Origin of the sequence: Paenibacillus darwinianus, assembly GCF_000598065.1 — a bacterium.
GTDB lineage: Bacteria > Bacillota > Bacilli > Paenibacillales > Paenibacillaceae > Paenibacillus_I > Paenibacillus_I darwinianus.
Genome location: NZ_KK082115.1, coordinates 135,558 through 161,692, shown reverse-complemented (window position 1 = coordinate 161,692; position 26,135 = coordinate 135,558). Strand labels below are relative to the sequence as shown.

The window sequence follows — 26,135 nt, the reverse complement described above, 5'->3', positions numbered from 1 at the left end:
CCGCCGAGCGCGGCGATCGCCAGGAACAGGCCGATCGACAGCACCATCCACAGAACCGAGTAATCGGCGAATGTCATCAAATAGCCGCCGGTAAGCAATTGCAGAATGAGAAAATATTGCGCGAACCGGTTGGCCAGCGCCAGTCCGTCAGCCAGCCCCGCTTGTCCTTCGCCGGCCAGCTTGGTCGTTCGGCCGACGAGAAACGGCAGAAGGACATAAAATCCCCCGCCGACAGCCCCGATGGCGTGAAGAAACAACATGAATTTTTCCATTAATAGGCACCCCCGAATGTTTTCTATCCCTCAGTATACTAAATCAATGGAGCATTGACAAAAAACGAAGGGTGTCGGGATATTACCCCTGTTCAATCCGACGCTTCACCAGCGCAGCCTTGATCCTAAAATAATCAATATCAGCCGGCAGCGCCTCTTTGATCGGCTTGAGCTTCTCGGCTCCGATCTCGACCGCGGTCCGCCAGATCAGCTCCTCCGTATCCTCGGACAAAATGCGCCTCCACGCTATCGGAAGGCCTTCCTCCGCGCAGCGCAGCAAGTGGCCCTCGATCGTCACGGCGCTCATGCCGCGTTCTTCGGCAATCTCCGACACGGACGCACCTTCCCCGTACATCTCAAAGGATACGAGATGGCTCGACGGTTCATGACTATCCCTCGTTGCGGCCGGCAAGGTTGCCCGACTCGCGGAATCCCCCGCCATAGAGGCTGTCCGATTTCCAAATTCCCCGGCCGTTGAGGCCGCCTTCGCTCCTGAGCCTCCCAAAGGCGAGAATCTGGCGATCACCTCCAGGACTTGCCTTCCGTACTTATGGGCTTTCGCCGTGCCGACGCCCTTGATTCGCAGCAGCTCGTCAAGCGTGCCGGGCCGGGCGTCCGCCATCTCCCGAAGGGCGGCATCGAAAAACAGCATGAACGGCGGCACGCCCTCCGCCGTAGCAGCCTCCTTCCTCCAGGCGCGAAGCGCCTCGAATACCGGGGCGCTCGCCGCAGACAACGCAGGGGCGCTCGCCGCAGACAACGCAGGTGCGCCCGCACCGCTTCCGGAGCGCTTGGCCGGCGCCGCTCTCCGCTTGCGGAACAGACGCTCCCCGCCCTCGAGAATCGGCAGCGCCTTGGCAGTGAGCGACGCGGTCGGATACTGGCCTTCGCTCAGCTTAACCGCCCCATCCGCTACAAGCCAATAGAGCAGATCCGTGATGTCCTTCTCCGTCCGGTCCCGGAACAGGCCGAACGTGGTCAGCCGGTCTAGGCCGAAATCGCCGATCCGTTTATCGCGCGATCCTTTCAGCACCTTCGCGACGGTCGTGATGCCGAAGCGTCCCTTCATCCGGCCGACGCAGGACAGCGCCATTCTGGCGTCCTCCGTCACATCGACCGGCTCGCTTGGGTCCAAACAGCTGCTGCATTTGCCGCACGGTGCGACATCCGCTTCACCGAAATATTCGACAATGTATTGCTGCAGGCATTTCTCTGTCCGCGTATAGTTCATCATCCCGTGCAGCTTCGCGGTCTGCAAAGCCTTGCGGGAGTCCACTCCCGTCCCCTGCTCGATAAGGAAACGCTGGATTTGCATATCCTGCGGCTCGAACAGCAGGATGCATTCGCTTTCCTCTCCGTCCCGCCCGGCGCGCCCGGCTTCCTGATAGTAGGATTCGATATCGCCCGGCATCTGATAATGCACAACGAACCGGACGTTCGGCTTGTCGATCCCCATACCGAAGGCATTGGTCGCCACCATGACGCGCAGCTCGTCGAAACGGAACCGCTCCTGGCAGTCCGACCGGTCCGCATCGCTCATGCCGCCATGATATTTACCCGCCTCCACGCCCCAGCGGCGCAGCTCCTCATGCAGCTGCTCCACCTCCTTGCGGGTAGCCGCGTATACGATGCCGGATTGCTCCTCCCGCTCCTGCAAATACTGGCGCAGATAGGCGCGCTTGTCCGTCCCCGTTACGACGGACAGCGACAGGTTCGACCGGGCGAAGCCGGTAACGAACACATTCGGCCGCCGCAACGACAGCATCGCCGTTATATCTTCCGCCACATCGGGCGTGGCCGTCGCCGTAAAGGCGGCGACCAGAGGCCGGTCGGCGAGGCGGCCGATCCAGCTGGCCAGCTGGCGGTAGCTCGGACGAAAATCATGTCCCCACTGCGATACGCAGTGCGCTTCATCGATCGCGATTAGCGGCACCCGCATTTGCGCCAGCAGGCCCGAGAAAGCGGGTGCATCCAATCGCTCCGGCGCAATATAGAGCAGCTTGTATTCGCCGCTAGCCGCACGCCGCATCACATCCCGATACTCCGAAGCGCCAAGCGAGCTGTTCAGGAAAGCCGCCGGCACGCCAAGCCGGTTCAGCGCATCAACCTGATCCTTCATGAGCGAGATGAGCGGCGATACGACGACCGTCGTGCCCTCCAGCAGCATCGCCGGGATCTGGTAGCATACCGATTTGCCGCCGCCGGTCGGCAGAATGGCGAGCGTGTCGCGGCCTTCGAGCAATCCGCCGATAATATCCGCCTGTCCTTTGCGGAAGCTGTCAAAGCCGTAGATCCGCTTCATCAGCGTTTTCGCTTCGTTCAAACGTTCCACCCCCGTTCCCCTCCCCTGCTTCTCAATCTTCCCTCTGAGTCCGCTTTCTTCCGGTATTTCTCTTCCTCTTCTTGTCCGTTCCGTTCCCACAAAAAACGCAAGACCCTGGCATATGAAATGTCAGGGTCTTACATGCAGTGCTTCCGCCTGTACTGCTAGCCGGTTATGACTTTGATCACGTTGCGAACCGATTGGGCCGACTTGTCCAGCGCAGCTTTCTCTTCCGCCGTCAGGTCAAGCTCGAATACCTTCTCGATGCCGTCGCCGCCGAGGATGGCCGGCACGCCCATGAACAGGTTGTCATAGCCGTATTCGCCCTGCAGCAGCGCGATGACCGGGATAATCCGCTTCTTGTCCTTGATGATCGCTTCCGTCATTTGGACAAGCGATGCAGCCGGCGCGTAGTAGGCGCTGCCGTTGCCGAGCAGATTGACGATCTCGCCGCCGCCCGTGCGCGTGCGCTGAACGATCGCTTCGATGCGCTCCGCCGGGATCAGCTTCTCGATCGGGATGCCGCCCACGTTCGAATAGCGGACGAGCGGGACCATGTCGTCGCCGTGGCCGCCGAGTACGAAGCCGCGCACGTCCTCAACCGATACGTTGAGCTCCTGCGCGATGAACGTGCAGTAACGAGCCGTGTCAAGCACGCCGGATTGGCCGATGACGCGGTTTTTCGGGAAGTCTAGCGTTTCGTTCGCGACGTAAGTCATCGCGTCTACCGGGTTGCTGAGAATGATGACGTAAGCATTCGGGCTGGTCGCTTTAATGTTCTCGCAAACCGACTTTACGATGCCTGCGTTCGTGTTTACGAGATCGTCGCGGCTCATGCCCGGCTTGCGCGCGATGCCTGCCGTAATGATGACCACGTCCGAGTTCGCCGTATCCTCGTAGTTCGAGGTACCGATAATGTTGGCGTCCACGCCTTGCACCGGCGTCGACTCCAGCATGTCCAGCGCCTTACCCTTCGTCGGATTCTCCAGCTGCGGAATGTCGACGAGAACGACGTCGCCCAGTTCCTTTTGCGCCAGCATGAGCGCGGTCGTCGCGCCCGTGAAGCCCGCTCCTACAACGGTAATCTTATTACGCTTGATCGCCATTATTATTCCCCTCCAAATATGAAGTGAAATTTCCCGGCCCCCTCGGCCGCCTGTTTCCAGTTACATATTTTTAATCACTTGATCGGCGAACTCGGAGCATTTCACTTCCGTCGCGCCTTCCATCAGACGTGCAAAGTCATACGTAACCGTCTTGTTGTTGATCGACGTTTCCATGCCTTTGTAGATCAGGTCGGCCGCTTCCTGCCAGCCGAGATGCTCAAGCATCATGACGCCGGACAAAATAACGGAGCCCGGGTTCACGACGTCCTTGTCCGCGTATTTCGGAGCCGTGCCGTGCGTCGCTTCGAAAATCGCGTGGCCGGTCAGGTAGTTGATGTTAGCGCCCGGCGCGATGCCGATGCCGCCGACCTGCGCAGCCAGCGCGTCGGACAGGTAGTCGCCGTTCAGGTTCAGCGTCGCGATGACGTCGAAGTCCGTCGGACGAGTCAAAACTTGCTGCAGGGCGATGTCGGCAATCGCGTCTTTTACGATGATTTTGCCTGCCGCTTCGGCATCCTTCTGCGCTTGGTTCGCGGCGTCGGCGCCTTTCTCTTCCTTGATGCGGTCGTATTCTCCCCAAGTGAAGGTCTGGTCGGCGAACTCAGTCTCAGCCACCTCGTAGCCCCAGTTCTTGAACGCGCCTTCGGTGAATTTCATGATGTTGCCCTTGTGAACGAGCGTAACCGATTTGCGGCCGTGCTTGATCGCATACTCGATTGCGGCGCGTACGAGACGCTTGGAGCCCTCGGAGGATACCGGTTTGATGCCGATGCCGGACGTTTCCGGGAAACGGATCTTGTTGGCGCCCATTTCCTGCTGCAGGAACTGGATCACTTTCTTCACTTCCGCGGAGCCTTCCGCGTACTCGATACCCGCGTAGATGTCTTCCGTGTTCTCGCGGAAAATAACCATGTCGACCAGTTCCGGACGCTTCACCGGCGAAGGCACGCCGTCGAAATAACGAACCGGCCGCAGGCAGGTGTACAGGTCGAGCTCCTGGCGCAGCGCCACGTTCAGCGAGCGGATGCCGCCGCCGATCGGCGTCGTGAGCGGGCCTTTGATCGCGACGATATATTCGCGGATCGCGGTCAGCGTGTCGTTCGGGAGCCATTCGCCGTATGTATTGAACGCTTTCTCACCGGCGAACACTTCGTACCAGGCGATTTTCTTCTGGCCGTTGTAAGCTTTCTCTACGGCCGCATCCAGCACGCGCTTGGATGCGCGCCAGATGTCGCGGCCCGTTCCGTCGCCTTCGATGAAAGGCACGATCGGGTTGTCTGGCACTTGTAGCACACCGTTGTCAATCGTAATTTTGTCGCCTTCGGCAGGCAATACGAATTTCTCGAGTTGCATGGTAAGAATTCCTCCTTTGAATGGGGTAAACATAGCGCGACGGGGCCGGATGAACCGTGCCCAGAAAGAGGCGCGTGCATGCGGCAACCCGTCAAATTGCGGTTTCGATTGGCGGATCAGCGTTTCTCGATCGGTACGAACCGGTTGTCCACCGGACCGGTATACTCGGCGCGCGGACGAATGAGGCGGTTGTTCTCGAACTGCTCGAGAATATGGGCCGTCCATCCCGAGGTGCGGCTGATCGCAAAGATCGGCGTGAATAGGTCGCGTGCGATACCAAGCGTAGTATACACCGAAGCGGAGTAGAAATCGACGTTTGGTTTCAGGCCTTTCTGGCCGGTTACGAGTTCTTCGATTCTCACCGACATTTCGTACAGCTCCATATTGCCCGTCAGCTTGCCCAACTCGCGGGACATGTGCTGAAGATGCTTGGCGCGCGGGTCGCCGTTCTTGTATACCCGATGGCCGAAGCCCATGATTTTTTCTTTATTGGCCAGCTTTTGATTGATGTACGGCTCAACCTTGGCGAACGAGCCGATCTCATCGAGCATCACCATAACAGCTTCGTTGGCTCCGCCGTGCAGGGGCCCCTTGAGCGCGCCGATCGCGGACGTGACGCCCGAGTAAATATCGGAGAGGGTGGCAACCGTGACGCGCGCGGCGAACGTCGAAGCGTTCAGTTCGTGATCCGCATGCAGCACAAGCGCTTGATCGAGCGCTTTCACCGCCACCTCCTCAGGCGCCTGGCCCGTAAGCATATAAAGGAAATTATGGGCGATCGTAGCACCGGCCTGCGGAGCTATCGGCTCCTTGCCCTCCCGGATGCGAGCAAAAGCGGCGATGATCGTCGGAATCTGCGCTTGCAGCTTAATCGCTTTCAGCACATTCGCTTCCGGCGCCATGTCGTTTGCCGCTTTGTCGTACAGAGCAAGGCTGGAAACGGCAGTGCGAAGCGCGGCCATCGAATTCGTATCCGAAGGATACAGCTTCATTTGCTGGATGACTTCCGCCGGAACGGCGGCGTTTGCGCTCAATTGGTCGATCAGGCCCTTTAATTCGGACGAGGTCGGCAGCTTGCCATACCAGAGCAGGTAGGCTGTCTCTTCGAAGGTTGCATGCTCCGCAAGCTCGTCAATGTTGATGCCGCGGTAAGTCAGCACGCCGTCGATGATGGAACTGATGGATGAAGTCGTAGCGACGATGCCTTCAAGGCCTTTGGTTGCTGTCATTTCACTCTCTCCTTTGGGCGTTCCCGCCGTCAGCCTTCAGCGTAATGCGAAAACGCATACTTTGACATCAAGATATCCCAACGCAATTCGTTATTAAGTCATTTCAGTGCAGCTTGATCGGATAACATACTCCATAATCATAAAGGATTTTGACCATGATGTGAACAAAATGAGGAATAAAAATGCTTTATCGCCATCATCAAAAAAATTTTAGCGCATCCTGTCAAAATTTCAACCCGGACGGCTGAAGTGGTAAAATGACAATAATCATCGGTGCGAGCAACAGCCCGGGAATGGAGGCGTACGCGATTATGGAACAACAACGCATGGGTATTATCGATATTGGCTCCAACTCAATCCGTCTCGCGATTTATGAGCGGACGCCCGAAGGCGCTTACCGCGTCATCGACGGCAGCAAGCAGGCGGGCCGCCTCAGCGAACAAATCGACGGGGAAGGCAAGCTCAATGAAGCCGCCGTGGATCGCCTCGTCGGCACGCTGCACCGCTTCCGACTACTCTGCTTTCACCACAGGACGGAGCGCATCCGCGCAGTGGCGACGGCCGCGATCCGCAATGCGGCCAACTGCGGGGACGTGTTAGACCGTCTGGCCAAAGAAACCGGCATGACGGTGGAGCTGCTATCCGGCAAAGAGGAGGCCGCGTACGGCTTTCTCGGCATGCTCAATACGATGGATGTGCAGGACGGATTCCTGATTGATATCGGCGGCGGCAGCACCGAGCTGTCCCTTTTTCGCAGCCGCGAGCTGATACGCAGCGTCTCCTTCCCGTTCGGCGCCGTGAACACAAGCAAGCGCTATGCGGACAAGGGGACCCTGGACGACAAGTCTTTAGCGGAGTTTGAGTCGGTGCTGCGCAAGGCGATCGAAGCCGAGCCCTGGATTCGCGAAGCGGCCGGGCTGCCGCTCGTCGGGATCGGGGGCACGGTCCGGACGCTCGCCAAAATGCACCAGGCGCAGATCAAATACCCGCTGCGCCAAACTCATAACTACGGCATGCGACCGGAGGATACCGAGGCCTTATTCGCATCCCTGCAGGAACTGTCTCTGGAAAAACGCAAAAAAACACCCGGCCTCTCCAAGGACCGGGCGGATTTGATCGTGCCGGGCATCGCCATTCTCCGAACTTTCTTCCGGGCATGCCGTGCGGACCGCTACTTAATATGCGGCGCAGGCCTGCGAGACGGTCTGTTCTTCGACTCGGTACTGCCTTCGGGAGGCCGCCTGGACGATCCGCTCGGCTACAGCATCGCAAACATCGGCGCCCTGTATCCCGATGCGCCGCAGCCGCACATCGAACAGGTGAACCGGGTGGCATCCGCCTTGTACGAAGCGCTTGCTCCGCATTATCCGATCGGCGGCCAAGCGGCGGCCTGTCTGCGCGTCGCCTCGAGACTTTTCCGGATCGGAGCCGGCATCGACTATTACCAATATGCGAAGCACACCTTTTATTTAATGGTCAACTCGCATCTGAACGGCATCTCTCACCGCGGCATTCTCATCTCGGCGGCCGTCGCTTCCTATAAAAACAGGAGCGGAGCGCGCCAGCTCCACCAAACGTACAAGCCGATCATGGCCGATGACGATCTGGAAACCGTCTACCGCCTCGGCACGCTGCTGCAGCTGGCCGTTGCGCTTGACCGCAGCGAATCGCAGCCGTTCACGGGGCTTGCGGCCGACATCCGGTCGAACAAGCTCGTGCTGCGGCCGATCGGGCAGAACGGTCCGTTAACGATGGAGCGTTCCGAGGTCGAGGCGCTGGCCGACGATTTCAAAAAGGTGTGGGGCCTGACGCCGGTGCTCGAAAGTACGAGCTAGACGGGCTCCTTCCAGGTCGTGATGTCCTGCGATTCGAATTGGCTGCGGAAGGGAGGCTGCTCATTCCTGACCCGGGCATAAGAGCCGTTCGGCTGAAGCTCGCGCGCCTTCACGTTATCCCGCAGATTGGAACGCAGAATGTTGATCACGCTGCGCTTCAAATTCGGGTCAAACACCGGACACATCAGTTCTATGCGGCGGGTCAGATTGCGCGTCATCCAGTCCGCGCTGGATATAAACGCCTCCTCGTCCCCGCCGTTCCTTACATACAGCAGCCGGGAGTGCTCCAGGTAACGGTCGACGACGCTGATGACGCGAATATTGTCGCTGCGTCCGGGGACCCCGGGACGCAGACTGCATACGCCGCGCACGATCAGCTCGATTTTTACGCCGGCCTGGGACGCTTCGTAAAGCTTGTCGATCATATCCTGATGGGAGAGCGAGTTCATCTTCGCGATGATATGCGCGGGCCGGCCGGCCAACGCATGCTCTTTTTCCCGGTCGATAAGCTCGAACAGGCGGTCGCGCAGACCGCTCGGCGCAACGGCGATGGCCTTCCATTCATACGGGGAGGAATAGCCGGTCACCTCGTTGAACAACGCGGAAGCGTCGGCTCCGATAACGGGATGGGACGTAAACAATCCGACGTCTGTGTACACCTTGGCCGTATTGCCGTTATAATTGCCCGTGCCGACATGGACGTACCGGCGCAGCCGGTTCGTCTCGCGCCGGACGACGAGCAAAATTTTGGCATGCGTCTTGAGCCCGACCAGTCCGTACACGACATGACAGCCGCCTTTCTCCAGCTGCCTGGCCCACGCGATGTTCCGCTCCTCGTCGAACCGCGCCTTCAGCTCGACGACGACGGTCACCTGCTTTCCCGCCTCCGCAGCGTTGGCGAGCGCCTGCACGAGCGTCGATTCGCCGCTCACCCGGTATAACGTCATTTTGATGGCAAGCACATCGGGATCCTCGGCGGCCTGCAGCAGAAAATCATTGACCGCATCGAACGACTCGTACGGATGATGGACAAGCACATCCCGGCCGCGCAGCACCTCGAACATGTCCTCCGTCTCTTCGAATTCAAACGGATAAACGGGAACGATCGGCGAATAGCCGAGGTTCTCTCTTCCCGGCAGCGAGCTGGCGAATTTCATCAGGCTGCTTAAATCAAGCGGACCGTCGATCTGGATGATGTTTTCTCCGATTTCCAGCTCCTCTTGAAGGACCGCCAGCGCATAGGGGTCCATCCCTTTGGCGATTTCCAGCCGTACGGGAAGTCCCCGCCGCCGCTTGCGCAGCTCCTTCTCGATCTCCTCCAGCAAGTCCTCCGCGCCTTCCTCATTAAGCGTCAAATCCGCGTTGCGCGTCAGGCGGAATGGACTGACCGAAATCGCTTCATAGCCGTTGAAAAGCATGTCGATATGCTTTTCAATCAGCTCCTCCAGCAGAATGATCTCCAATTTTTTGCTGTTTTTACGGCCCGGCACCTCCACGAAACGCGGCAGAATGGAAGGCACCTGCACAATAGCGAAATACGGCTCCTCCATGGCCGGATCTCCCTCCCGCCGCAGCAGCACGGCCATATACAGCTCCCTCGTATGTACAAGCGGGAATGGACGGCTTTGATCGAACGCCATCGGCGTCAGCACCGGAAATACGATTTCCGCATTATACTCCTGCAGCGCCTTCTCCTGGGCTGCGCTCAATTCCTCGATCGATCGAAGCACGATGCCCTCCTTGGACAGTCCCCGCATGACGTCCCGGTATGTCTTATACTGCTCGGCCACCATCTCCGACGTCCGCTTCATAATCCGCTTCCACAGACCCGCCGGCGTATAGCCGGTGAAATCGACCTTTTTGAAGCCGGCTTTAATCTGATCCTGGATGCCTGCAACGCGCACGCTCATGAACTCGTCCAGATTCGACGAAACGATCGCCAGAAATTTGGCGCGTTCCAGGAGCGGAGTATCCGGGTCCTGCGCCTCCGCCAGTACGCGCCGGTTAAATTCGATCCAGCTTAAATCGCGATTGAGGTACTGCGACAACTCTCTCACATCGACGAACCTCCTTCTGCATCTGTCCCTATTGTGCGGCAATACGATTCACGGCAAAACAAGGTAACGACTGCGACAAAGCGTCGTCGTGCGTGTTATAGCCCGCGTCCGCCGCGCATCATGAACGATCCGCCGCGCATTTTTTTCTCAAGCCATGCGAGCATGACGGAGCGGTAGAACCGGCGAGTCAGGGGCAACAGCAGCGTAATGCCGATCAGATCGGTGACAAAGCCCGGCGATATCAGCAGGATGCCGCCCGCCACAATGCACAGGCCGTCCAGCAGCGCTCTGCCCGGCATTTGGCCCGCCTCCATCTGGCGCTGCGCTTCAGTCCAGGCCTTCCGTCCTTCCTGACGCATAAGGTAACCTCCAACAATACCGCTCGCCACCATCAGCAGGAACGTCGCGACGCCTCCGATCCAGCCACCCATCGTAATGATGCTCCAGATTTCGAGTGCCGGCACAACGATAAATGCGGCGGCAATCCACCAGCCTTTTCCTCCGCGGAGCCTGTAAGTTGCCATTGCGCTCAACCCCCCTTAGACATGATCCGAGTAAAGCTTCTTCAGCAAGGCGAAAAGTTTCGGCGAAGCCAGATCCAGCCGGACAGGACGCCATTCGCGATTCAACCATACGTGCTTCGTGTCGCTGTGCACAAGCAGCTGTCCGGGCAGGCCTCTTTCGTCGGCCACGGTACCCGGCCGTTCTCCGGGCTCCTCCACCCGTCGAATTTGTGACTCGAACGACAGGCGGACAGCGGAAAATTCATCGATGCGCGTGCATACGACCACGTTATCGTCATAAAAGACCGGTCTCTCGAACGAGACTTGAAGATCGGTAACGGGCAGCAGCAGGCCGCTGGCTTCGATCTTACTATAAGGGGCCCCGCATGACGGATAAATTCGGTGCGTCCGGTCTCGAACCAGTTCATGTAATTGATATGGTAGACGACCGCCGTCTTTCTGCGTGATAGTAAGCAAAAGAGCGACGGTGAAAGCACCATCGCTCCGATTCGTTGTTTCGTGTAAAACGGTCTACAGAACGCTGGCTTGTCCGGTGTAAATGAACCCGTGCTCTGCGTAGAGCGTCACTTCCATGCCGTCCTTCAACAATTCCGTTGCGTTCTGGACGCCGAGAATGACCGGGATGCCCACATTCAGGCCAACGACAGCCGCATGGCTCGTAATACCGCCCTGCTCGGTAATGATTGCAGCCGCTTTCTCGATGGCCGGCATATATTCCCGATCGGTTGAAGGCGTGACGAGAATCGAGCCTTTCATCGATTTGGCGATCGCTTCCTCCGGCGTGCGCGCAACGACAACCTTGCCGGTCGCCGCCTGGCTGCCGATGCCTTGGCCCTTGGCTACGAGATCCCCGACCGTATGAATTTTGATCAGGTTTGTCGTTCCGGAGCGTCCGACCGGTACGCCTGCCGTAATGACAACCGTGTCGCCCAAACGGACAAGCCCGGTGCCGAACGCGCCGTTCACGGCGATATCGAACATCTCGTCGGTCGTCGAAGCCGCTGTTCCGTGCGCAGGGATGACGCCCCAAACGAGCTGCAGCTTGCGCATCACTTGCTCGATCGGCGTGACCGCGATGATCGGCGACTTCGGACGATACTTCGAAATCATGCGGGCCGTATAGCCGCTTTCGGTCGAGGTAATGATTGCGCTCGCGTTCAGGTCCAGCGCGGAATTTGCTACCGCCTGGCTGATCGCTTCCGTAACGGATGTCTGCTGAGCATTGGCCTGCTTCGTGAAAATCTCGCGATAGTGCAGGGCGGATTCCGCACGCTCGGCGATGCGGGACATCGTCAGCACGGATTCAACCGGATATTTGCCCGCAGCCGTTTCGCCGGAAAGCATAATGGCGTCGGTGCCGTCGAAAATCGCATTTGCGACGTCGCTCGCTTCCGCGCGCGTCGGACGCGGGTTGCGCTGCATCGAGTCCAGCATCTGGGTCGCCGTGATGACCGGCTTGCCCGCGCGGTTGCATTTCTCGATCATCGTCTTCTGAACGAGCGGCACCTCTTCGGCGGGAATCTCTACGCCGAGGTCGCCCCGCGCCACCATTAAGCCGTCGGACAGCTCGAGAATGTCGTCGAGGTTGTCTACGCCCTGCTGGTTCTCGATCTTGGAAATGATCTGGATATGGGATGCGTTATGACGCTCCAGCAATTCACGGATTTCCAGCACGTCGCTCGCTTTGCGGACAAAGGAGGCGGCGATAAAGTCGATGCCCTGTTCAATGCCGAAAACGATGTCGTTCGCATCCTTCTCGGTAATGCCCGGCAGCGAAATATGTACGCCCGGCACATTGACGCCTTTCTTGCTCTTGATCGGGCCGCTGTTGACGATCCGGCACTTGATTTCCGTGCCCTGCACGTCGACGACCGTCAAGCCGATCAGGCCGTCGTCGATCAGAATCGTTGAGCCGACCTTGACATCCTGCGGCAGATTGGCGTATGTGACGGGAATCCGGTTCCGGTCTCCCAGAATTTCTTCGGTCGTCAGAACGATATAGTCGTCCTGGACGAGCTCGATCGGCTCTTCGGCAAGCTTGCCGAGGCGAATTTCCGGACCTTTCGTGTCCAGCAGGATCGCAACGGTCTTGCCGAGCTCCTTGCAGGCCTGGCGAATATTTTTGATTCGGTTGCCATGCTCCTCGAAATCGCCGTGGGAGAAGTTCAGGCGCGCAACATTCATGCCGGCCATAATCAGCTTTTTCGTATTTTCGAGCGATTCGCTGGACGGGCCGATGGTACATACGATCTTCGTTTTACGCATTGGTTGGTTTCCTCCGTTTATCTAATACACATACATTAACACCTTAAATAAAGGTACACGAAACGCCGTGTCCTGTACAGTGCGATTTGTCGCATTTGATCGTTTTTTGAAACCCGTTCGCACCGCAGCCTCAAAGCGGAGCGGACTCGATCGGTTCCTCGACCGTTTCCGCCTCGGCTTGAGCCGTGGCGAACACGCCGATTTGGCGGAATTTGCGATAGCGGTCCTCGATCAGCATCTCCGACGACAGCGCGGATAACTCCCCGACATGACGCGACAGCGCGTCCCGGATCGCTTCCGCCTGCTGCACGAGATCGCGGTGCGCGCCTCCCTGCGGCTCGGGAATGATCTCTTCCACAATGCCGAACGCCTTCAAATCCTTCGCGGTTATTTTCATCGCTTCGGCGGCCTGATCGGCCTTCGAGGCATCCTTCCATAGGATGGAGGCCGCGCCGTTCGGCGAAATAACCGAATAAATGGCATTCTCGAGCATCAGAATGCGATTGCCAACGCCGAGCGCCAGGGCGCCGCCGCTTCCGCCCTCGCCGATGACGACGCAGACGACGGGAACGCCGAATGTCGCCATCTCGCGCAAATTGCGTGCGATCGCCTCCGATTGCCCGCGCTCCTCCGCCGTGTTGCCGGGGTAAGCGCCCTTGGTATCGATAAAGGTGATGATCGGCCGCTTGAACTTGTTCGCCTGCTGCATCAGCCGCAGCGCCTTGCGAAATCCTTCCGGATGGGGACTTCCGAAGAAACGGGCAATATTGTCCTTCGTATCCTTGCCTCTCTGATGGCCGATCACCGTAACCGGCACTCCGTTCAACTTTGCGAGGCCGCCGACGATTGCAAGATCGTCCGCAAACAGCCGGTCGCCGTGCAGCTCGATGAAATCGGTGAATACCTCGCCGATGAAGTCAAGCGACGTGGGCCGCTGGTGGTGACGGGCGAGATGCATCTTCTGCGCTGGCGTCAGCTCGCTGTACAGCTCTTCTTCAAGCTGCTTATAGCGCTCCTCCAGCCTCAGCACTTCATCGGAAAAGTCGATCCCCTTCTCCTGGCCGAACTGCTTGAGCTCGTCAATCTTTTTGCGAAGCTCCAAAAGCGGCTTCTCGAATTCCAGTCCGCCCGCCATTAGACCTTCACCCCCGTTGTATCGTGCATATCCAGCAGCTTGGTCAATGTCGCCTTCATGTCCTTCCGGTGGACGACCTTATCAAGCTGTCCGTGCTGGAGGTTGAATTCGGCCGTTTGGAAGTTGTCGGGCAGCTTCTGGCGAATCGTCTGTTCGATGACGATTCTTCCGGCAAAGCCGACGAGCGCCCCGGGCTCGGCCAGATTGTAGTCGCCGAGACTTGCGAAGCTTGCCGTGACGCCGCCCATCGTCGGATCGGTCAACACGGAGATAAACAAGCCGCCCGCTCCCTGAAACTTGGCCAGGGCGGCGCTTGTTTTGGCCATCTGCATCAGGCTCAGAATGCTTTCCTGCATTCTCGCGCCGCCGGATGTCGAGAAAGTGACGAAAGGCAGCTTGCGTTCATGAGCCTGCTCGATGGCACGCGTGATTTTCTCGCCGACGACCGAGCCCATGCTCCCGCTGAAAAACGCGAAATCCATGACGGCGACGACAACGGGAAACCCGCCGATCGTTCCCTTTCCGGTAACGACGGCGTCCGGCAAGCCTGAATTTTTCTTCTGCTGCTCAAGCTTTGCGGCGTAGCCCGGAAAACCGAGCGGGTCCTCGGACAGCATGTCCGCATCAAACTCGTCGATCCGCCCGTCATCCAGCGTCATGCCGATTCGTTCCCAGGCGCCGAGCCGAAAATGATGCCCGCAGGAGGAGCACACTTTCAGGTTTTTCTCCAGTTCCTTACTGTATTGAATATTGCCGCATTTTGCGCACTTATTCATGAGCCCTTCGGGAATATCGCGCTTCGGCCGCTCGGAAGGGACCGTCGCGTATTTCTTTTTATGAAATAAATCCTTGAACATCGGGACACCTCTCAAGGCGCAAAAGTATTGTGACGCCGATCGGCCGGTGCGCCTTCCGAAAAGCGCAGCTTGCTTCCGTTCCAATTGCCGATCACGTCACAACCAAGGGCAGACCGTCAGGAATGAAGAATGGAATTCAGCACTTCCTGGACTTCTTCCAATTCACCGGACGGCACCAATATCTCGTATTGCTGTTTCGATAGGCTGATCGGACGGACCTGCACGAGAAAGCCTTCCTCGGCAAGACGTTTCCGAATCGTCTCGGAAATCCTGGCCGTAGGCGCGATATAGATGACCGTCCACATGAATGGTACCCCCTAAAACAGTCGGAATGAGCCCGTTATATTGACATAATGATAGCACAAGTCTTCTTCAAACCGCAACGTATACGGCGACAGCGGCGCGGCGGGGGGAAGCTCGGAAGCCTTGAACGGCAAGCCTTCCGGGCTTCGGCAAGACGTTGTTCGGCGCTTTATTTCGGCGCGTTCAGGGCTGCGCAGGCAATTCATAATTTATGGCTTGGGGATCCTTGTGAGCGATGCGCGCCGAAGCGGCGGCTGCCAGCCCGGCGACCAGATCGTCCAGAAACACATGGATGTTTGGTCCTTTTCCGTTAAGCCGCCCGATGACGCCGGGCTTCACCTTGTCCAGATATCCGAAGCTTGTCAGCCCGATCATTCCGTATACGTGAACGATGCCGAGCGCTACCGTTTCATCTACGCCGTAAAGCGATTCGTCCGCCTCCATGATTTCCTGCAAAGGCTTGGGAAGCAGCCCGCGTTCCGCCAGCTCGTCAAGCGCGATACCCGTGTAGAGTACATATTGAACCTCTCTTTTGCCCAGTACGGCTCTGACGTTCTCCTCGCACTCCGCCAGCGTCAGCTTGTCGTTGTAAGGTCGCTGCAGCGTATGAACAATATCCGCCACCTCCCCGACGGTCACACCCCGGCGTTCGAGCCATTTCTCCATAGCGTCGTTCAACCGCATCCCTCCGTTCCCGCGTCCGCATCCGGCGCGCACAGCTATCTGGTTAGCCTTGTGTCTCCTAGCTATATGCAGGACAGCTGCCGGATGTGCATGAAAAATAGATCAGTTGCCGAGATCCCGCGCTTCATAACCAGCGCACATGTCCGCCGGCGACGGCGATGCGGGTATCCGGACTTTGCGCTTATTTCACGACTGCGGAGCCTTTGCCGAGCAGCTTCTCGATGTCGCCGATCAACGCCGGCGACGGCTTGACCCGCCCCTTGTCCGACAGCGCGATCGTCTTCTGCTCCCGTTCGTAGAAAAGGACCGTGTCCAGCGGGCCCGCATGGGCGGAAAGCAGCTGCTTCAGCTTGGCCAGCAGGGCCGGCTGCTCGCGTTCTGCCGCGATCTTGATGAACAGCCGTTGGGTTCGGCCGGCGGAAGCGCGCTGCGGCGCACGGCTCTCGGATTTGGCGGGCGCCGACGTGCCGGCCCAGCGTTCCGCTCCGCTGCCGGGCCGCGCGACTGCCGCCCTGCCGTAGGCGGTTCCATCCGCGCCTCCGCTGGTCTGCCTCGACACGCCTGGCAGTCCGGCCGCTTGTCTCTCTGCTCGCCCGCGGGCTTGCCGCTGGAGCCGCCGGACGTGGTCGTCCNGGTCGTCCAGATTCGGCGGCTCCAGCGGGACGATATCCTCCACGATCAGCTTGAAATCGTCATCCTGCTGCTGCACCACGGCCTGGGCAACAATCAGATTGCCTTTGGCCAGCATTTCCTGCGCTTTTTTCCAGACGCTTTGGAAGACGACGGCCTCCACCCGCACAATGCGGTCCTCCAGCTCAAGGAACCCCATCGCCTGGCCCTTCCGGTTCACAAACGGCTTGACCGATACGATCATCGCCGCCGTCACCGCGTTCGATTCGTCCGGCGCGTCGGCAAGGCTGAACAGTCTGTCGATTCCGAGCGCCTCCAGCTCCGCCTCCCGTTCGTCGAGCGGGTGCCCCGACAAATACAAACCGAGCAGCTCCCGCTCGAATTCAAGCTTCTGCCCCTGCGTAAAAGGCGGCACATCCGGAAGCTCGACGTCCCAGTTCTGCACCTCGTCGAAGCCGAACAACTCGATCTGCAGCTCCTCGCGCTCTTTGCGCCACTTGGCCGCAGCCTCAATCGTCTCGTCAAGCACCGCCAGAATCTGGGCGCGGTGCCCCTCCAGCAAATCACATGCCCCCGCTTGTATCAGCGATTCGAGCACCCGCTTGTTTGCCACGCGCAGGTCGACGCGTCGGCAAAGGTCGAGCAGGCTGTCGAACTTCCGCTCGGCCCGCGCCGTCTGCAGCGCCTCAATCGCCTGCGTGCCGACGTTCTTCACTGCGGCGAGCCCGAAGCGGACGGCGCCTTCAACCGGCGTGAACGACACGCCGCTCTCGTTGACGTCCGGCGGGAGCACCGCGATTCCCATTCTGCGGCACTCGTCCACATATTCCGCCGTCTTGCGCTGGTTGCCCGTCACCGAGGCCAGCATCGAGGCCATGAACGGGATCGGGTAATGGGCTTTCAGCCAGGCGGTTTGAAAAGCCAATACCCCGTAAGCCGCCGCATGCGCCCGGGGAAAGCCATAGTCGGCGAACCGGACGATCATGTCGTACACGCGGTTGGCATCCTCCTCCGTGTACCCCTGAATCAGGCTGCCGCCTACAAAATGCGCCCGCTCCTCGTCCAGTACCTCGCGTTTCTTCTTCGACACCGCCCTGCGCAGCAAATCCGCTTCGCCCAGCGAAAAACCGGCCATCGCCGAGGCAATCTGCATGATCTGCTCCTGATAGACGATGATGCCGTACGTGTCGGCAAGAATCGGCTCCAATGCCGGATGAGGATAGGTCACCATCTCCCGGCCGTGCTTGGCTGCGATATAATTGGGAATAAACTCCATCGGGCCGGGTCGATACAGCGCCAGCACCGATACGATATCCTCGAATGACGATGGCTTCATATCCCGCAGCACACGCCGCATCCCTGCGGATTCCAGCTGGAAAATGCCCGTCGTCTCTCCGCGGCCGAGCATCGCATAGGTTGCCGGATCGTCGTCGGGAACCGTGCAGAAATCAATGTCGCGGCCGTACTGCTCCTTCACCCAGCGGAGCGTCCGTTCCAGAATCGACAGGGTGCGGAGTCCGAGAAAATCCATCTTAAGAAGACCAACAGCCTCCAGATATTCCATTGAATATTGGGTCAGCGAGGCCGATTCGCCGCCGCTCTGCAGCGGCACATGATGCGTCAGCGGCTCCTTGGAGATGACGACGCCTGCCGCGTGCGTAGAGGCGTGACGCGGCATGCCCTCCACCTTGAGCGCCGTTCGGATCAGCTCGTCCGTCTTCGGGCTGCGCGCGCAAGCTTCCCGCAGCTCCTGGCTGACGTTCAAGGCTGCCTCCAGCGTCATGCCCGGCTGGTTCGGAATCAGCTTCGCCGCGCGGTCCACCTCCGCGTACGGAACGGCAAGCGCGCGCCCGACGTCGCGGACGGCGGCGCGGGCGGCCATCGTGCCGAATGTGATGATCTGCGCCACATGCTCCTCGCCATATTTGGCCGATACATAGGCGATTACCTCGTCGCGGCGCTCGTCGTTGAAATCGATATCGATATCCGGCATCGTAATTCGCTCGGGATTGAGAAACCGTTCGAACAGCAGCTTGTATTTAAGCGGATCGACGTCCGTGATGCGCAGCGTGTAGGCGACAAGGCTGCCCGCCGAGGAGCCACGGCCCGGTCCGGTCCGGATGCCCCGCTCGTGGGCGAACCGGATGAAGTCCCAGACGATCAGAAAATAATCGCTGAAGCCCATGCTTTCGATAACGGACAATTCATAGTCCAGCCGGCGCTCCGCTTCCGACCGGAACGCCGCGCCGCTCTCCCACTCCGGCGTACCGCCGTACCGGGCGTCCAAGCCGTCACGGCACAAAGACCTCAGATAAGAAGCCGAATCGACTCCTTCGGGCAGCGGGCCGAATGCCGGCAGCGCCGCGCGGCCGAATTCGAGCTTCAGCTTGCATTTCTCGGCGATCCGGACCGTATTGGCAAGCGCTTCCGGCGCATGCCGGAACAGCTTCTCCATCTCCTGCGCCGACTTTAAATAAAGCTGATCGGTCATCATCCGCATCCGCGCTTCGTCCTCGACCGTTTTGCCGGTGCCGATGCAAATCAGCACGTCCTGCACGGCCGCGTCCTCCGGCTGCAGGTAATGGACGTCGTTCGTCGCGACGAGCGGGATGCCGGTCTCGTCGGCGAGGCGGAGCATGCCGGCCAGCACCTTTTTCTGATCCAGCATGCCGTGGTCCTGAAGCTCCAGATAGAAATCGCCGCCGAATATCGTCCGGTAGCGCAGCGCCGACGCCCGCGCATCGTCATACCGGTCGTGCAGCAAATGCTGCGACACTTCGCCCTTCAGACACGAGCTCAGGCAGACAAGACCGTCCGCATGGGCGGAAAGCGTCTCCAGATCGATCCGGGGCTTATAGTGGAACCCCTCCAAATGTCCGATCGAGCACAAGCGCATGAGATTGCGGTAGCCCTCCGTGTTTTTGGCGAGCAAAACAAGATGATAGATCGGACTGTCCTTGCGGGCGCCCTTATCGAATCGGGAGCCGGTCGTCAAATACATCTCGCAGCCGATAACCGGTTTGATGCCCGCCGCCTTGCAGGCCATATAAAAGGGAACGGCGCCGTACATGACCCCGTGGTCGGTCAGCGCCAGAGCCTTCATCCCGAGCCCGGCCGCTTTGGCCGTGAGATCACGGATACGGGCGGCGCCGTCAAGCAAACTGTATTCGCTGTGTACGTGCAAATGTACGAATTCGTCTCCGCCGATCATCGCCATCCGTTCCTTTCATTTCATGTTCGCATTTTGTTCCCCTTTATCTTATCATAATCCGCCCGCCTTCGCCCATAGAATAATAGAAGAACGCCGGACAGGCGCCGGCTCATTCCGAGTTCGGAAGGACGGGGGAACGGGGTGCGGAATTTGAATCTGTTTTTATCCAAGGCGGCGCTCGATTTTTTCATTGCTTTCGGCGTCGTAATCGGCGGCTCCTTGCTGGCCGCGGTCGGCTCGGTGCTCGTATCGTGGCCTGCCGCCTCCACGATGCTGGATACGGCGATGCGGCTGAAAATATGGGCGATCGTAGCCGCCATCGGCGGCACGATCGATCCGGTCCGGGTGATCGAATACAATGTCCTGGAGGGCCATCTGTCGCCGGCCGTGCAGCAGATTTTGTTTATTGTCTTCGCGTTTTTCGGCGCGCACATGGGGACGGAGCTCGTACGCTGGATTTGCCGGGAGGCATTGTAGCCGATGCGGGTGCCGCCGTTCGACCGGTTCCGCCTGACTGGCCAGACCCTGGGCGTCTTCGTGCTCGGCGCCGTCATCGGAGCGGCCGCCTTTAACGGCCTCTCCGTGGCCAAATTCGAAGCGCTCGTCAACCAGATCGGCATGCTGGAGGATCAGCTCGGCCAATACGAGCAGGAAGTAAGGAAGCTGACGGTATACAAAAATCAGCATAGCGTCATCAAGACCGTGCTTGTGCATGTCGAGGAAAGCCGTGCAGCCGACGGGCCCAGAAGACAGGCGCTGGACGCCGTGTCCGAGTCGCAGTTGAAGAAGGCCGTCAAGGAGGATCTGGACGTGTTTATCGGACGCAGCATCTACGAGATCGACTCCGACGCTCGCTTCGCCCGGCTGCTGCTTGACGGAAAAGTGTACAAAGGCGTGACTGGACGCGACTACTACGTCGAGATCAAAACCGTGCTCGTCGTCGACAATACGCTGCGCGTCTGGGTGACCGCCAAACCGCGCAGCCCCGCCTGACGGCTAGAGGCCGCCGGCGCTTTCTGTTACAATGGGACAGGACCTCACGATATAAAGGGGAGACGAGCAAATCATGGCAATTTTGCAATGGCTGCTGGCAGGGGGCATCCTGCTCACCCTGCTGCTTACGGTGTTCTACAGCTATAAAGCCCGGCGCAATGCCGACGGCAGGCTGCGGGGCCTCTACGCCGCGCGGACCAACATCTGCATGGGCTTCATGCTGGTCTTCATGTCCCTGATGCAAATGGTATTGTTTTCGGGCTCTTCGCTGCGCATCGTCATCGGCGCCGTTTTCCTGCTGCTCGGCCTGTTCAATCTGTTCGCGGGCCTGAAAAACCACAGCCTGTTCCGGTCGCGGAGGTAAGTAGCAGCGGGGGAGGGTGGACTTACAGCGGGTCGATCATCTGGGCCGCCAGCATCGCTTTGGCGGCCAAGCCGTGATCGTCGTGCAGCTCCATTTCCACTTTGGCCGATTTCCGGCTGAGCTCCATGACGCGCGGGAGAATGGTCACCTCCGCGTCGATCTGCACCGGCCTGACAAAATAGGCGGCCATGCTTTCAACCACGTGATCCCGCTTGCCGAGATCGGTGATCAGCCGGCGCGACGCCTGCGACAGCAGCGTGGCCAGCGCGCCCTCGGAAACCGTTCCGAGAGGTCCTGACATTTGCGGCGTAATTCTGCCCTTGTAAACCGCAACCGTATCTTCCCCAGCCTTCTCCTCGGTGAACCCGCTCCACATCAGATCGTCGAATGTCTCGCCCGATTGCGTCTGCTTGCCTGCGAACCGCATGGCCCGTGTGATGTCCGCCCTGGAAACGACCGCGAGCAGCCGGCGCTGCTTGTCCACAATCGGCAGCAAATCGATCCCTTCGCTGGCCATGCGGTGCGCGGCGGATACGACCGGCAGATTCGCCTGGGCCGTAATCGGACTGCGCGTCATCCGTTTATCGACCGGAAGCTCCGGCGGCGAGCCGGCTACGTCCTTCGCCGTAATCATGCCGATAACCCGGTTCCATTCGTCCACGACAGGGAAACGAGTATGTCCCGTCTGCTGCAGCAAGCGCGAGAAATCCCCGACCTTCTGTCCCAAGCGAAGCACATCGGATGGAGCGCCGAAGGTGACGATATCCTCGATCAGCATAATTTTCCGCTTGATCAGCCGGTCGTACATGGCGCGGTTGATCATCGATGCCACCGTATACGTATCGTGCTTGGATGAAATAATCGGAAGGCTTCGTTCGTCGGCCAACCGCTTGATATCCTCCGCCGTGTCGAAGCCGCCCGTGATCAGTACGCCGGCTTGCTGCTCAAGCGCGCGGCGATGGGCGCTGTCGCGGTTGCCGACGATCAGCAGACTGCCGGCGTCGATATACGACAGCATCGCGTCGAGCTCCATCGCTCCGATCACAAACTTGTGAAGCGGCTTTCCCAATCCGTGCGCTCCCCCGAGCACATGGCCTTCCACGATATCCGCCACCTCGCCGAATGTGAGCCGATCGACGCGTCCGCGCTGCTTTTTCTCGATCCGAACCGTCCCGATCCGCTCCTTGGTACTGACATACCCGGCATTCTCGGCTTCCTTCAGTCCGCGGTAAGCAGTGCCTTCGCTGACGCCGAGCTCTTTCGCGATCGCGCGGACGGAAATGCGCGTACCGACCTTAAGCGCTTGGATATAATTCAATATTTTTTCATGCTTGGTCAACGCCTCGCCCTTGGGGTCGATCGGGGCCATCGCTAGCTCCTCCAATTCCTCTTCAAGACATTTCCTGTAAACCTGCGAATCAAAAAATGATTTTCATTTTTACAAAAAAAAGTAAAGTAGTAGATAACAACGACCGCCCAACGACACCCTTCGACAGAAATGAACGCCCTCTTGAGGAGTTTTTGAATGAATGCCCTGATTCCCATACTCGAAACGCTTTTCCTGTATTCGATACCGCAAGCCGTTATTTTATTAAGATTCGCTTTCGTTTTGCTCGGTCTGCCCGTAAGCCCGATTCTGAACCTTCGCATGCTGTCGTTTGCTGTCACCGTTTCGGTGCTGGTCGATATCAGCTTTTTCACCATGCCCGTTTATGTGCATCCGGTTATCGCGATGCTGATTTTCGTCGTTGTCGCGCGGCAGTTCTTTCCCCCCCTAAGGAACTGGAAGTCGCTGCTGATGGTCGTCGTCATCAATTTTCTGTTGTCGTGGACGAGCGAGCTTAGCGCCATTAATTTTGCGCAGCTTTTCATCGATCCGCTCAGCATTCGGGAGGGCCCCATCTACTACAAGATTATTTTTCTCTTACCGGTGCTTCTCATCTTTGCCGGCGCCACTTGGCTGATGGAGAAGCATCGTTATCATCCCGGCCAGCGAATCGCCCGTTTTCTGCAAGAGGCCCAGAACACGCCGATCCTCTACTTCATTCTGCTCATCTTCATTCAGATTCTGATGCTGTCGTTGTTTTTCGCGACCAGATTCTGGATCCGATACGAGGAAGTGGTGCAGACGTTGTTCTACATCGGGATTGTGACCATTCTCGCTGTGTCGTTCATGACCCTGAGACTGATCGTCAAAACGCGGGACGAAGCGATTCAGACGACTCAAACCGCCTTTGTCAACGACCTCATGCAAGTGTTTACGACGATCCGCGGACAGCGGCATGACTTCATCAACCATGTTCAGGTGATGTATTCGATGCTGAAGCTAAACAAAAACGAGCAGCTTCGCCACTACATGGAAGAAGTGGTTGAAGAAATCCAATCGATCAACAAGCTTGCCGATACGATGCCGCACACCGCGTTCGGCGTGTTCCTCAAAGCAAAAACCGCAATTGCATCCGATAAAAAGATACGGTTCGACTTTGACGTATCGGAGGTTCCGCAGACGTTCTCCGCCGTCAAAAACATCGACCTCGTCCGGATCGTCGGCAATTTGGTCGACAACGCCTTTGACGAGGTTATGAAGCTTCCCGCCGTCCAGCGGCGGGTGTCGCTGCGCATTCGCAACGACAACGACGAGATGATCGTCATAACCGTCTCAAATCCAGGAGAGCCTTTGTCGGAATCGTATCAACGCGATATGTTCTCCCCCGGCTTCAGCACGAAAAAAGGCGAGCATTCCGGGCTTGGCCTGCCGATCGTCATTGAGAGAACCCGCCATTACGGAGGGCAGGTGGAGGTCGGCCATAACGGAGAGGAAGGCGTCATCTTTTATGTCCGCATTCCGATCGATACCGCCGTTATCGGCTGACGGACGGCAAGGGGGGCCATTGCGTATCGAAGCGTCCCGTCTATCTGAACGCTCTGTTTATGATCGGCTTCGGTTCCATCTTCATGTTCACAATCTTGTCCGCCCGGCTGTTCGCGAGCTGTGACTATTCAATCACATTCTGAATCGCTTCGGACATGATGCGGTTGACATCGTCGAATATGACGGTAAATCGCCGCTCCGCTTCGAACAGCTTATGAATAAGCGGGTTAAGCGACAACACCTCGTAAAGCTTGTTCAGCTTATCCATATCCTCGGCCTGAGGCTCCTCGCCGCCCATCATCTTCTGCTGCAGCTCCTGCTGGCGGCCGCGAAAATCATCGAGCATGCGCTTTGCGTCCGGATCGTCATTGACCCGGCTGCGCGCCTTCTTCAGTTCCTTCGCTTCCTGGCTTTCCCGCATGGCCTTCGCGAGCTCATACGCCTTGTCGTATACATTCACAATCGTTCCCTCCCGGTCTTGCGGCGGCGCCAGGCGCCCGCCGGATTCATTACTCCGATAATACCATCCGAGCGCCCTCCAGCCAAGTATCCTCCGCAATTGTTCGCTCCCGCATCGGGCAGCCGCTTTTGGGGCTGCAATATCAATCTGGGGATGAGAGCCCATCTAACCGCATGCGGACAGACTCCAAGGGATAGATGTCCTCATATGATGGAGTAATTCGTGTCAAAAGCCCCGATCCTCCCGAAGGGCAGAGGACGGCGCATCCCGTCCGAGTTGGAAGGAGATTCAGATGCAAAAAAAGAAAATACCCGTACAAATCATCAGCTCCGGCATCCTATCGGACGACGCGCTCTTGGTGGGCGAAACATTGGTGAAAAAATGGAAGATCCCGCAAGGACAGCCGGTGACGATTAAATTCGGTTCATTCCGTTCCACCGTCAAAATCATTCCGGTCCAGCGCTTCGAAGGGCTGCGCATCTCTTACGGACTGGCCAGACGGATGGGCCTGCTGACGAACACCAATCTCCGCCTGAAATACGGGGCCGCCTCCTCCGTGCTGGCTCTCGGCCCGCTGATCGGCGTGATGATCAGCCGCGATCATCCGCAAATGGCCGACCGGCCATTCGGAGCGATTACCCAGTTCTGCAAGGAGCTCGTCGACGCAAGCGAGCTGCAAGGGGCGTACGTTTATTTCTTTACACCCGATCAGATCGGCGCAAAAGAGGGGGCGGTAGACGCCTGGGTGTACGCGGAAGGCTGGAAGCAACAGCAAATGCCGGTGCCCGATATCGTCAACAACCGCCTGACCACACGCAAGCTGGAAAACAAGCCGAGCGTGCAACAGTTTATGCGGGAGGCGAAAGCGCGCTACGGGACACAGGTTTTCAACGAGAAATTTCTCGATAAATCCGAAGTGTTCGAAGCACTCCAACGGGATGCCTCCCTTCATCGGCTGCTGCCGGAATCGCACCTGCTTCGCGGCTACACGCAGCTCAAGGCGATGTGCTCCCGTTACAGCTCGGTTTTTCTGAAGCCGGTCCGCGGCAGTCTCGGCAAAGGAATCATCAAGATTTCCCGGCAATTGCCCGGCGCTTACACGGCGCTGTACGCAACCGCAGGCGGCACACGCCGGCAGCAATATGAGAGTCTGCCCAAGCTGTTCTCCGCCCTTTCCGGCAAAATCAGTTCCGTCCGCTACCAAATCCAGCAAGGGCTGCAGCTGATCGAAATCGGCGGGAGACCCGTCGATTTCAGGGCGCTTGTGCAAAAAAACGCGACCGGCAAATGGGCGGTAACCTCCATCGTCGCCAGGATCGCAGGGGGACAGCACTTCGTATCCAACCTGGCCCGCGGCGGCACGCTTATCCACGTGAAGGAAGCGATCCTGAAATCGAATATGATTGCGTCGGCTAAGCAGGGGGCCTCCGCCCGTCTCCATGCCGCCGCCGTCGACATAGCCGCCGGCATCGAAACGCAAATTCCCGCTCATTTCGGGGAGCTTGGCATTGACCTGGCTATGGATGCCGGCGGCCGTGTCTGGCTGCTTGAGGTCAACGCCAAGCCGTCCAAAAACGACAATACGCCGCTTACCGCCAACAGCATTCGGCCATCGGTGCGGATTATGATGCAATATGCCCGATTTCTAAGCGGGTTTTGACG

General features: G+C 58.5%; 21 protein-coding genes. 6 read left to right on the top strand and 15 right to left on the bottom strand.

Translation table 11 applies throughout. The features are described from left to right. From BG52_RS00720 to citZ, 5 genes are all read right to left on the bottom strand, one after another. Window positions 1-272 (bottom strand): hypothetical protein (locus BG52_RS00720; protein ID WP_036666569.1); only part of this gene is annotated, 272 nt, incomplete at its 3' end. Window positions 273-354: 82 nt separating this feature from the next. Beyond that, window positions 355-2,604 (bottom strand): DNA helicase RecQ, encoded by a 2,250-nt coding sequence (gene recQ / locus BG52_RS00715; protein ID WP_223298882.1) that lies wholly within the window; start codon window positions 2,602-2,604, stop codon window positions 355-357. A gap of 155 nt (window positions 2,605-2,759) precedes the next feature. Next, complete coding sequence (mdh, locus tag BG52_RS00710) at window positions 2,760-3,701, bottom strand: malate dehydrogenase (protein ID WP_036585693.1); 942 nt, start codon at window positions 3,699-3,701, stop codon at window positions 2,760-2,762. 60 nt (window positions 3,702-3,761) lie between these two features. Beyond that, window positions 3,762-5,054 carry an NADP-dependent isocitrate dehydrogenase gene (gene icd / locus BG52_RS00705; RefSeq protein ID WP_036666567.1) on the bottom strand — a complete coding sequence of 431 codons (1,293 nt, stop codon included), beginning with the start codon at window positions 5,052-5,054 and terminating at the stop codon, window positions 3,762-3,764. A gap of 116 nt (window positions 5,055-5,170) precedes the next feature. Next, on the bottom strand, window positions 5,171-6,283 hold the full coding sequence (gene citZ, locus BG52_RS00700) for a citrate synthase (protein WP_036585688.1): 1,113 nt from the start codon (window positions 6,281-6,283) through the stop codon (window positions 5,171-5,173). Window positions 6,284-6,594: 311 nt separating this feature from the next. Here citZ and BG52_RS00695 point away from each other — a divergent pair, with 311 nt between their 5' ends. Further along, window positions 6,595-8,118 carry a Ppx/GppA phosphatase family protein gene (locus BG52_RS00695; RefSeq protein ID WP_036585686.1) on the top strand — a complete coding sequence of 508 codons (1,524 nt, stop codon included), beginning with the start codon at window positions 6,595-6,597 and terminating at the stop codon, window positions 8,116-8,118. Here BG52_RS00695 and ppk1 read toward each other — a convergent pair. The 8 genes from ppk1 to BG52_RS00650 form a co-directional block, all read right to left on the bottom strand. Beyond that, the gene (ppk1, locus tag BG52_RS00690; protein ID WP_036585685.1) at window positions 8,115-10,175 is read right to left on the bottom strand and encodes a polyphosphate kinase 1; all 2,061 of its coding nucleotides are present in this window, start codon (window positions 10,173-10,175) and stop codon (window positions 8,115-8,117) included. The two genes, BG52_RS00695 and ppk1, sit on opposite strands and share 4 nt — an antisense overlap. A gap of 95 nt (window positions 10,176-10,270) precedes the next feature. Then, window positions 10,271-10,699 carry an FxsA family protein gene (locus BG52_RS00685; protein ID WP_051587594.1) on the bottom strand — a complete coding sequence of 143 codons (429 nt, stop codon included), beginning with the start codon at window positions 10,697-10,699 and terminating at the stop codon, window positions 10,271-10,273. Window positions 10,700-11,209: 510 nt separating this feature from the next. After that, entirely contained in the window at window positions 11,210-12,964 is a 1,755-nt protein-coding gene (gene pyk / locus BG52_RS00675; RefSeq protein WP_036585683.1) for a pyruvate kinase, read from the bottom strand. A gap of 130 nt (window positions 12,965-13,094) precedes the next feature. Then, window positions 13,095-14,099 (bottom strand): acetyl-CoA carboxylase carboxyltransferase subunit alpha, encoded by a 1,005-nt coding sequence (locus BG52_RS00670; RefSeq protein ID WP_036585681.1) that lies wholly within the window; start codon window positions 14,097-14,099, stop codon window positions 13,095-13,097. Then, complete coding sequence (gene accD, locus BG52_RS00665) at window positions 14,099-14,956, bottom strand: acetyl-CoA carboxylase, carboxyltransferase subunit beta (RefSeq protein WP_036585679.1); 858 nt, start codon at window positions 14,954-14,956, stop codon at window positions 14,099-14,101. The genes BG52_RS00670 and accD overlap by 1 nt, the downstream gene beginning before the upstream one ends. A 116-nt stretch (window positions 14,957-15,072) precedes the next feature. Further along, window positions 15,073-15,261, bottom strand: coding sequence for a hypothetical protein (locus tag BG52_RS00660; protein ID WP_036585677.1), 189 nt, complete (start codon window positions 15,259-15,261; stop codon window positions 15,073-15,075). 181 nt (window positions 15,262-15,442) lie between these two features. Then, window positions 15,443-15,943, bottom strand: coding sequence for a phosphatidylglycerophosphatase A family protein (locus BG52_RS00655; protein WP_036585675.1), 501 nt, complete (start codon window positions 15,941-15,943; stop codon window positions 15,443-15,445). Window positions 15,944-16,124: 181 nt separating this feature from the next. After that, the gene (locus tag BG52_RS00650) at window positions 16,125-19,784 is read right to left on the bottom strand and encodes a DNA polymerase III subunit alpha (protein WP_036666562.1); all 3,660 of its coding nucleotides are present in this window, start codon (window positions 19,782-19,784) and stop codon (window positions 16,125-16,127) included. A 150-nt stretch (window positions 19,785-19,934) separates the two neighbouring features. Here BG52_RS00650 and BG52_RS00645 point away from each other — a divergent pair, with 150 nt between their 5' ends. From BG52_RS00645 to BG52_RS00635, 3 genes are all read left to right on the top strand, one after another. Then, window positions 19,935-20,261, top strand: coding sequence for a YtrH family sporulation protein (locus BG52_RS00645; protein WP_036585795.1), 327 nt, complete (start codon window positions 19,935-19,937; stop codon window positions 20,259-20,261). Window positions 20,262-20,264: 3 nt separating this feature from the next. Further along, complete coding sequence (locus tag BG52_RS00640; RefSeq protein WP_036585673.1) at window positions 20,265-20,777, top strand: sporulation membrane protein YtrI; 513 nt, start codon at window positions 20,265-20,267, stop codon at window positions 20,775-20,777. A 73-nt stretch (window positions 20,778-20,850) separates the two neighbouring features. Further along, complete coding sequence (locus tag BG52_RS00635) at window positions 20,851-21,141, top strand: YtpI family protein (RefSeq protein WP_036585671.1); 291 nt, start codon at window positions 20,851-20,853, stop codon at window positions 21,139-21,141. Between the two features lie 22 nt (window positions 21,142-21,163). Here BG52_RS00635 and BG52_RS00630 read toward each other — a convergent pair whose 3' ends face one another. Then, window positions 21,164-22,510: a DRTGG domain-containing protein gene (locus BG52_RS00630; protein WP_036585670.1), complete on the bottom strand. Its 1,347-nt coding sequence runs from the start codon at window positions 22,508-22,510 to the stop codon at window positions 21,164-21,166. Window positions 22,511-22,666: 156 nt separating this feature from the next. Here BG52_RS00630 and BG52_RS00625 point away from each other — a divergent pair, with 156 nt between their 5' ends. Then, window positions 22,667-24,013, top strand: coding sequence for a sensor histidine kinase (locus BG52_RS00625; RefSeq protein ID WP_036585668.1), 1,347 nt, complete (start codon window positions 22,667-22,669; stop codon window positions 24,011-24,013). Between the two features lie 124 nt (window positions 24,014-24,137). On the opposite strand, the gene BG52_RS00620 is transcribed toward BG52_RS00625, so the two are convergent. After that, entirely contained in the window at window positions 24,138-24,572 is a 435-nt protein-coding gene (locus tag BG52_RS00620) for a YlbF/YmcA family competence regulator (protein ID WP_317628390.1), read from the bottom strand. Window positions 24,573-24,765: 193 nt separating this feature from the next. Between BG52_RS00620 and BG52_RS00615 the strand changes: the two genes are divergently transcribed. Beyond that, window positions 24,766-26,133, top strand: a complete 1,368-nt coding sequence (locus tag BG52_RS00615) for a YheC/YheD family endospore coat-associated protein (RefSeq protein WP_036585664.1) — start codon at window positions 24,766-24,768, stop codon at window positions 26,131-26,133. The last annotated feature ends 2 nt before the right edge of the window (window positions 26,134-26,135 follow it).

Excerpts from the sequence above, each read along its gene's own strand:
- mdh (WP_036585693.1), bottom strand. The coding sequence starts at position 3,701 with ATGGCGATCAAGCGTAATAAGATTACCGTTGTAGGAGCGGGCTTCACG.
- BG52_RS00630 (WP_036585670.1), bottom strand. The coding sequence starts at position 22,510 with ATGGCCCCGATCGACCCCAAGGGCGAGGCGTTGACCAAGCATGAAAAA.
- pyk (WP_036585683.1), bottom strand. The coding sequence starts at position 12,964 with ATGCGTAAAACGAAGATCGTATGTACCATCGGCCCGTCCAGCGAATCG.
- icd (WP_036666567.1), bottom strand. The coding sequence starts at position 5,054 with ATGCAACTCGAGAAATTCGTATTGCCTGCCGAAGGCGACAAAATTACG.
- citZ (WP_036585688.1), bottom strand. The coding sequence starts at position 6,283 with ATGACAGCAACCAAAGGCCTTGAAGGCATCGTCGCTACGACTTCATCC.
- BG52_RS00635 (WP_036585671.1), top strand. The coding sequence starts at position 20,851 with ATGGCAATTTTGCAATGGCTGCTGGCAGGGGGCATCCTGCTCACCCTG.
- BG52_RS00660 (WP_036585677.1), bottom strand. The coding sequence starts at position 15,261 with ATGTGGACGGTCATCTATATCGCGCCTACGGCCAGGATTTCCGAGACG.
- BG52_RS00615 (WP_036585664.1), top strand. The coding sequence starts at position 24,766 with ATGCAAAAAAAGAAAATACCCGTACAAATCATCAGCTCCGGCATCCTA.
- BG52_RS00640 (WP_036585673.1), top strand. The coding sequence starts at position 20,265 with ATGCGGGTGCCGCCGTTCGACCGGTTCCGCCTGACTGGCCAGACCCTG.
- BG52_RS00670 (WP_036585681.1), bottom strand. The coding sequence starts at position 14,099 with ATGGCGGGCGGACTGGAATTCGAGAAGCCGCTTTTGGAGCTTCGCAAA.
- accD (WP_036585679.1), bottom strand. The coding sequence starts at position 14,956 with ATGTTCAAGGATTTATTTCATAAAAAGAAATACGCGACGGTCCCTTCC.
- BG52_RS00655 (WP_036585675.1), bottom strand. The coding sequence starts at position 15,943 with ATGCGGTTGAACGACGCTATGGAGAAATGGCTCGAACGCCGGGGTGTG.
- BG52_RS00625 (WP_036585668.1), top strand. The coding sequence starts at position 22,667 with ATGAATGCCCTGATTCCCATACTCGAAACGCTTTTCCTGTATTCGATA.
- BG52_RS00695 (WP_036585686.1), top strand. The coding sequence starts at position 6,595 with ATGGAACAACAACGCATGGGTATTATCGATATTGGCTCCAACTCAATC.
- BG52_RS00685 (WP_051587594.1), bottom strand. The coding sequence starts at position 10,699 with ATGGCAACTTACAGGCTCCGCGGAGGAAAAGGCTGGTGGATTGCCGCC.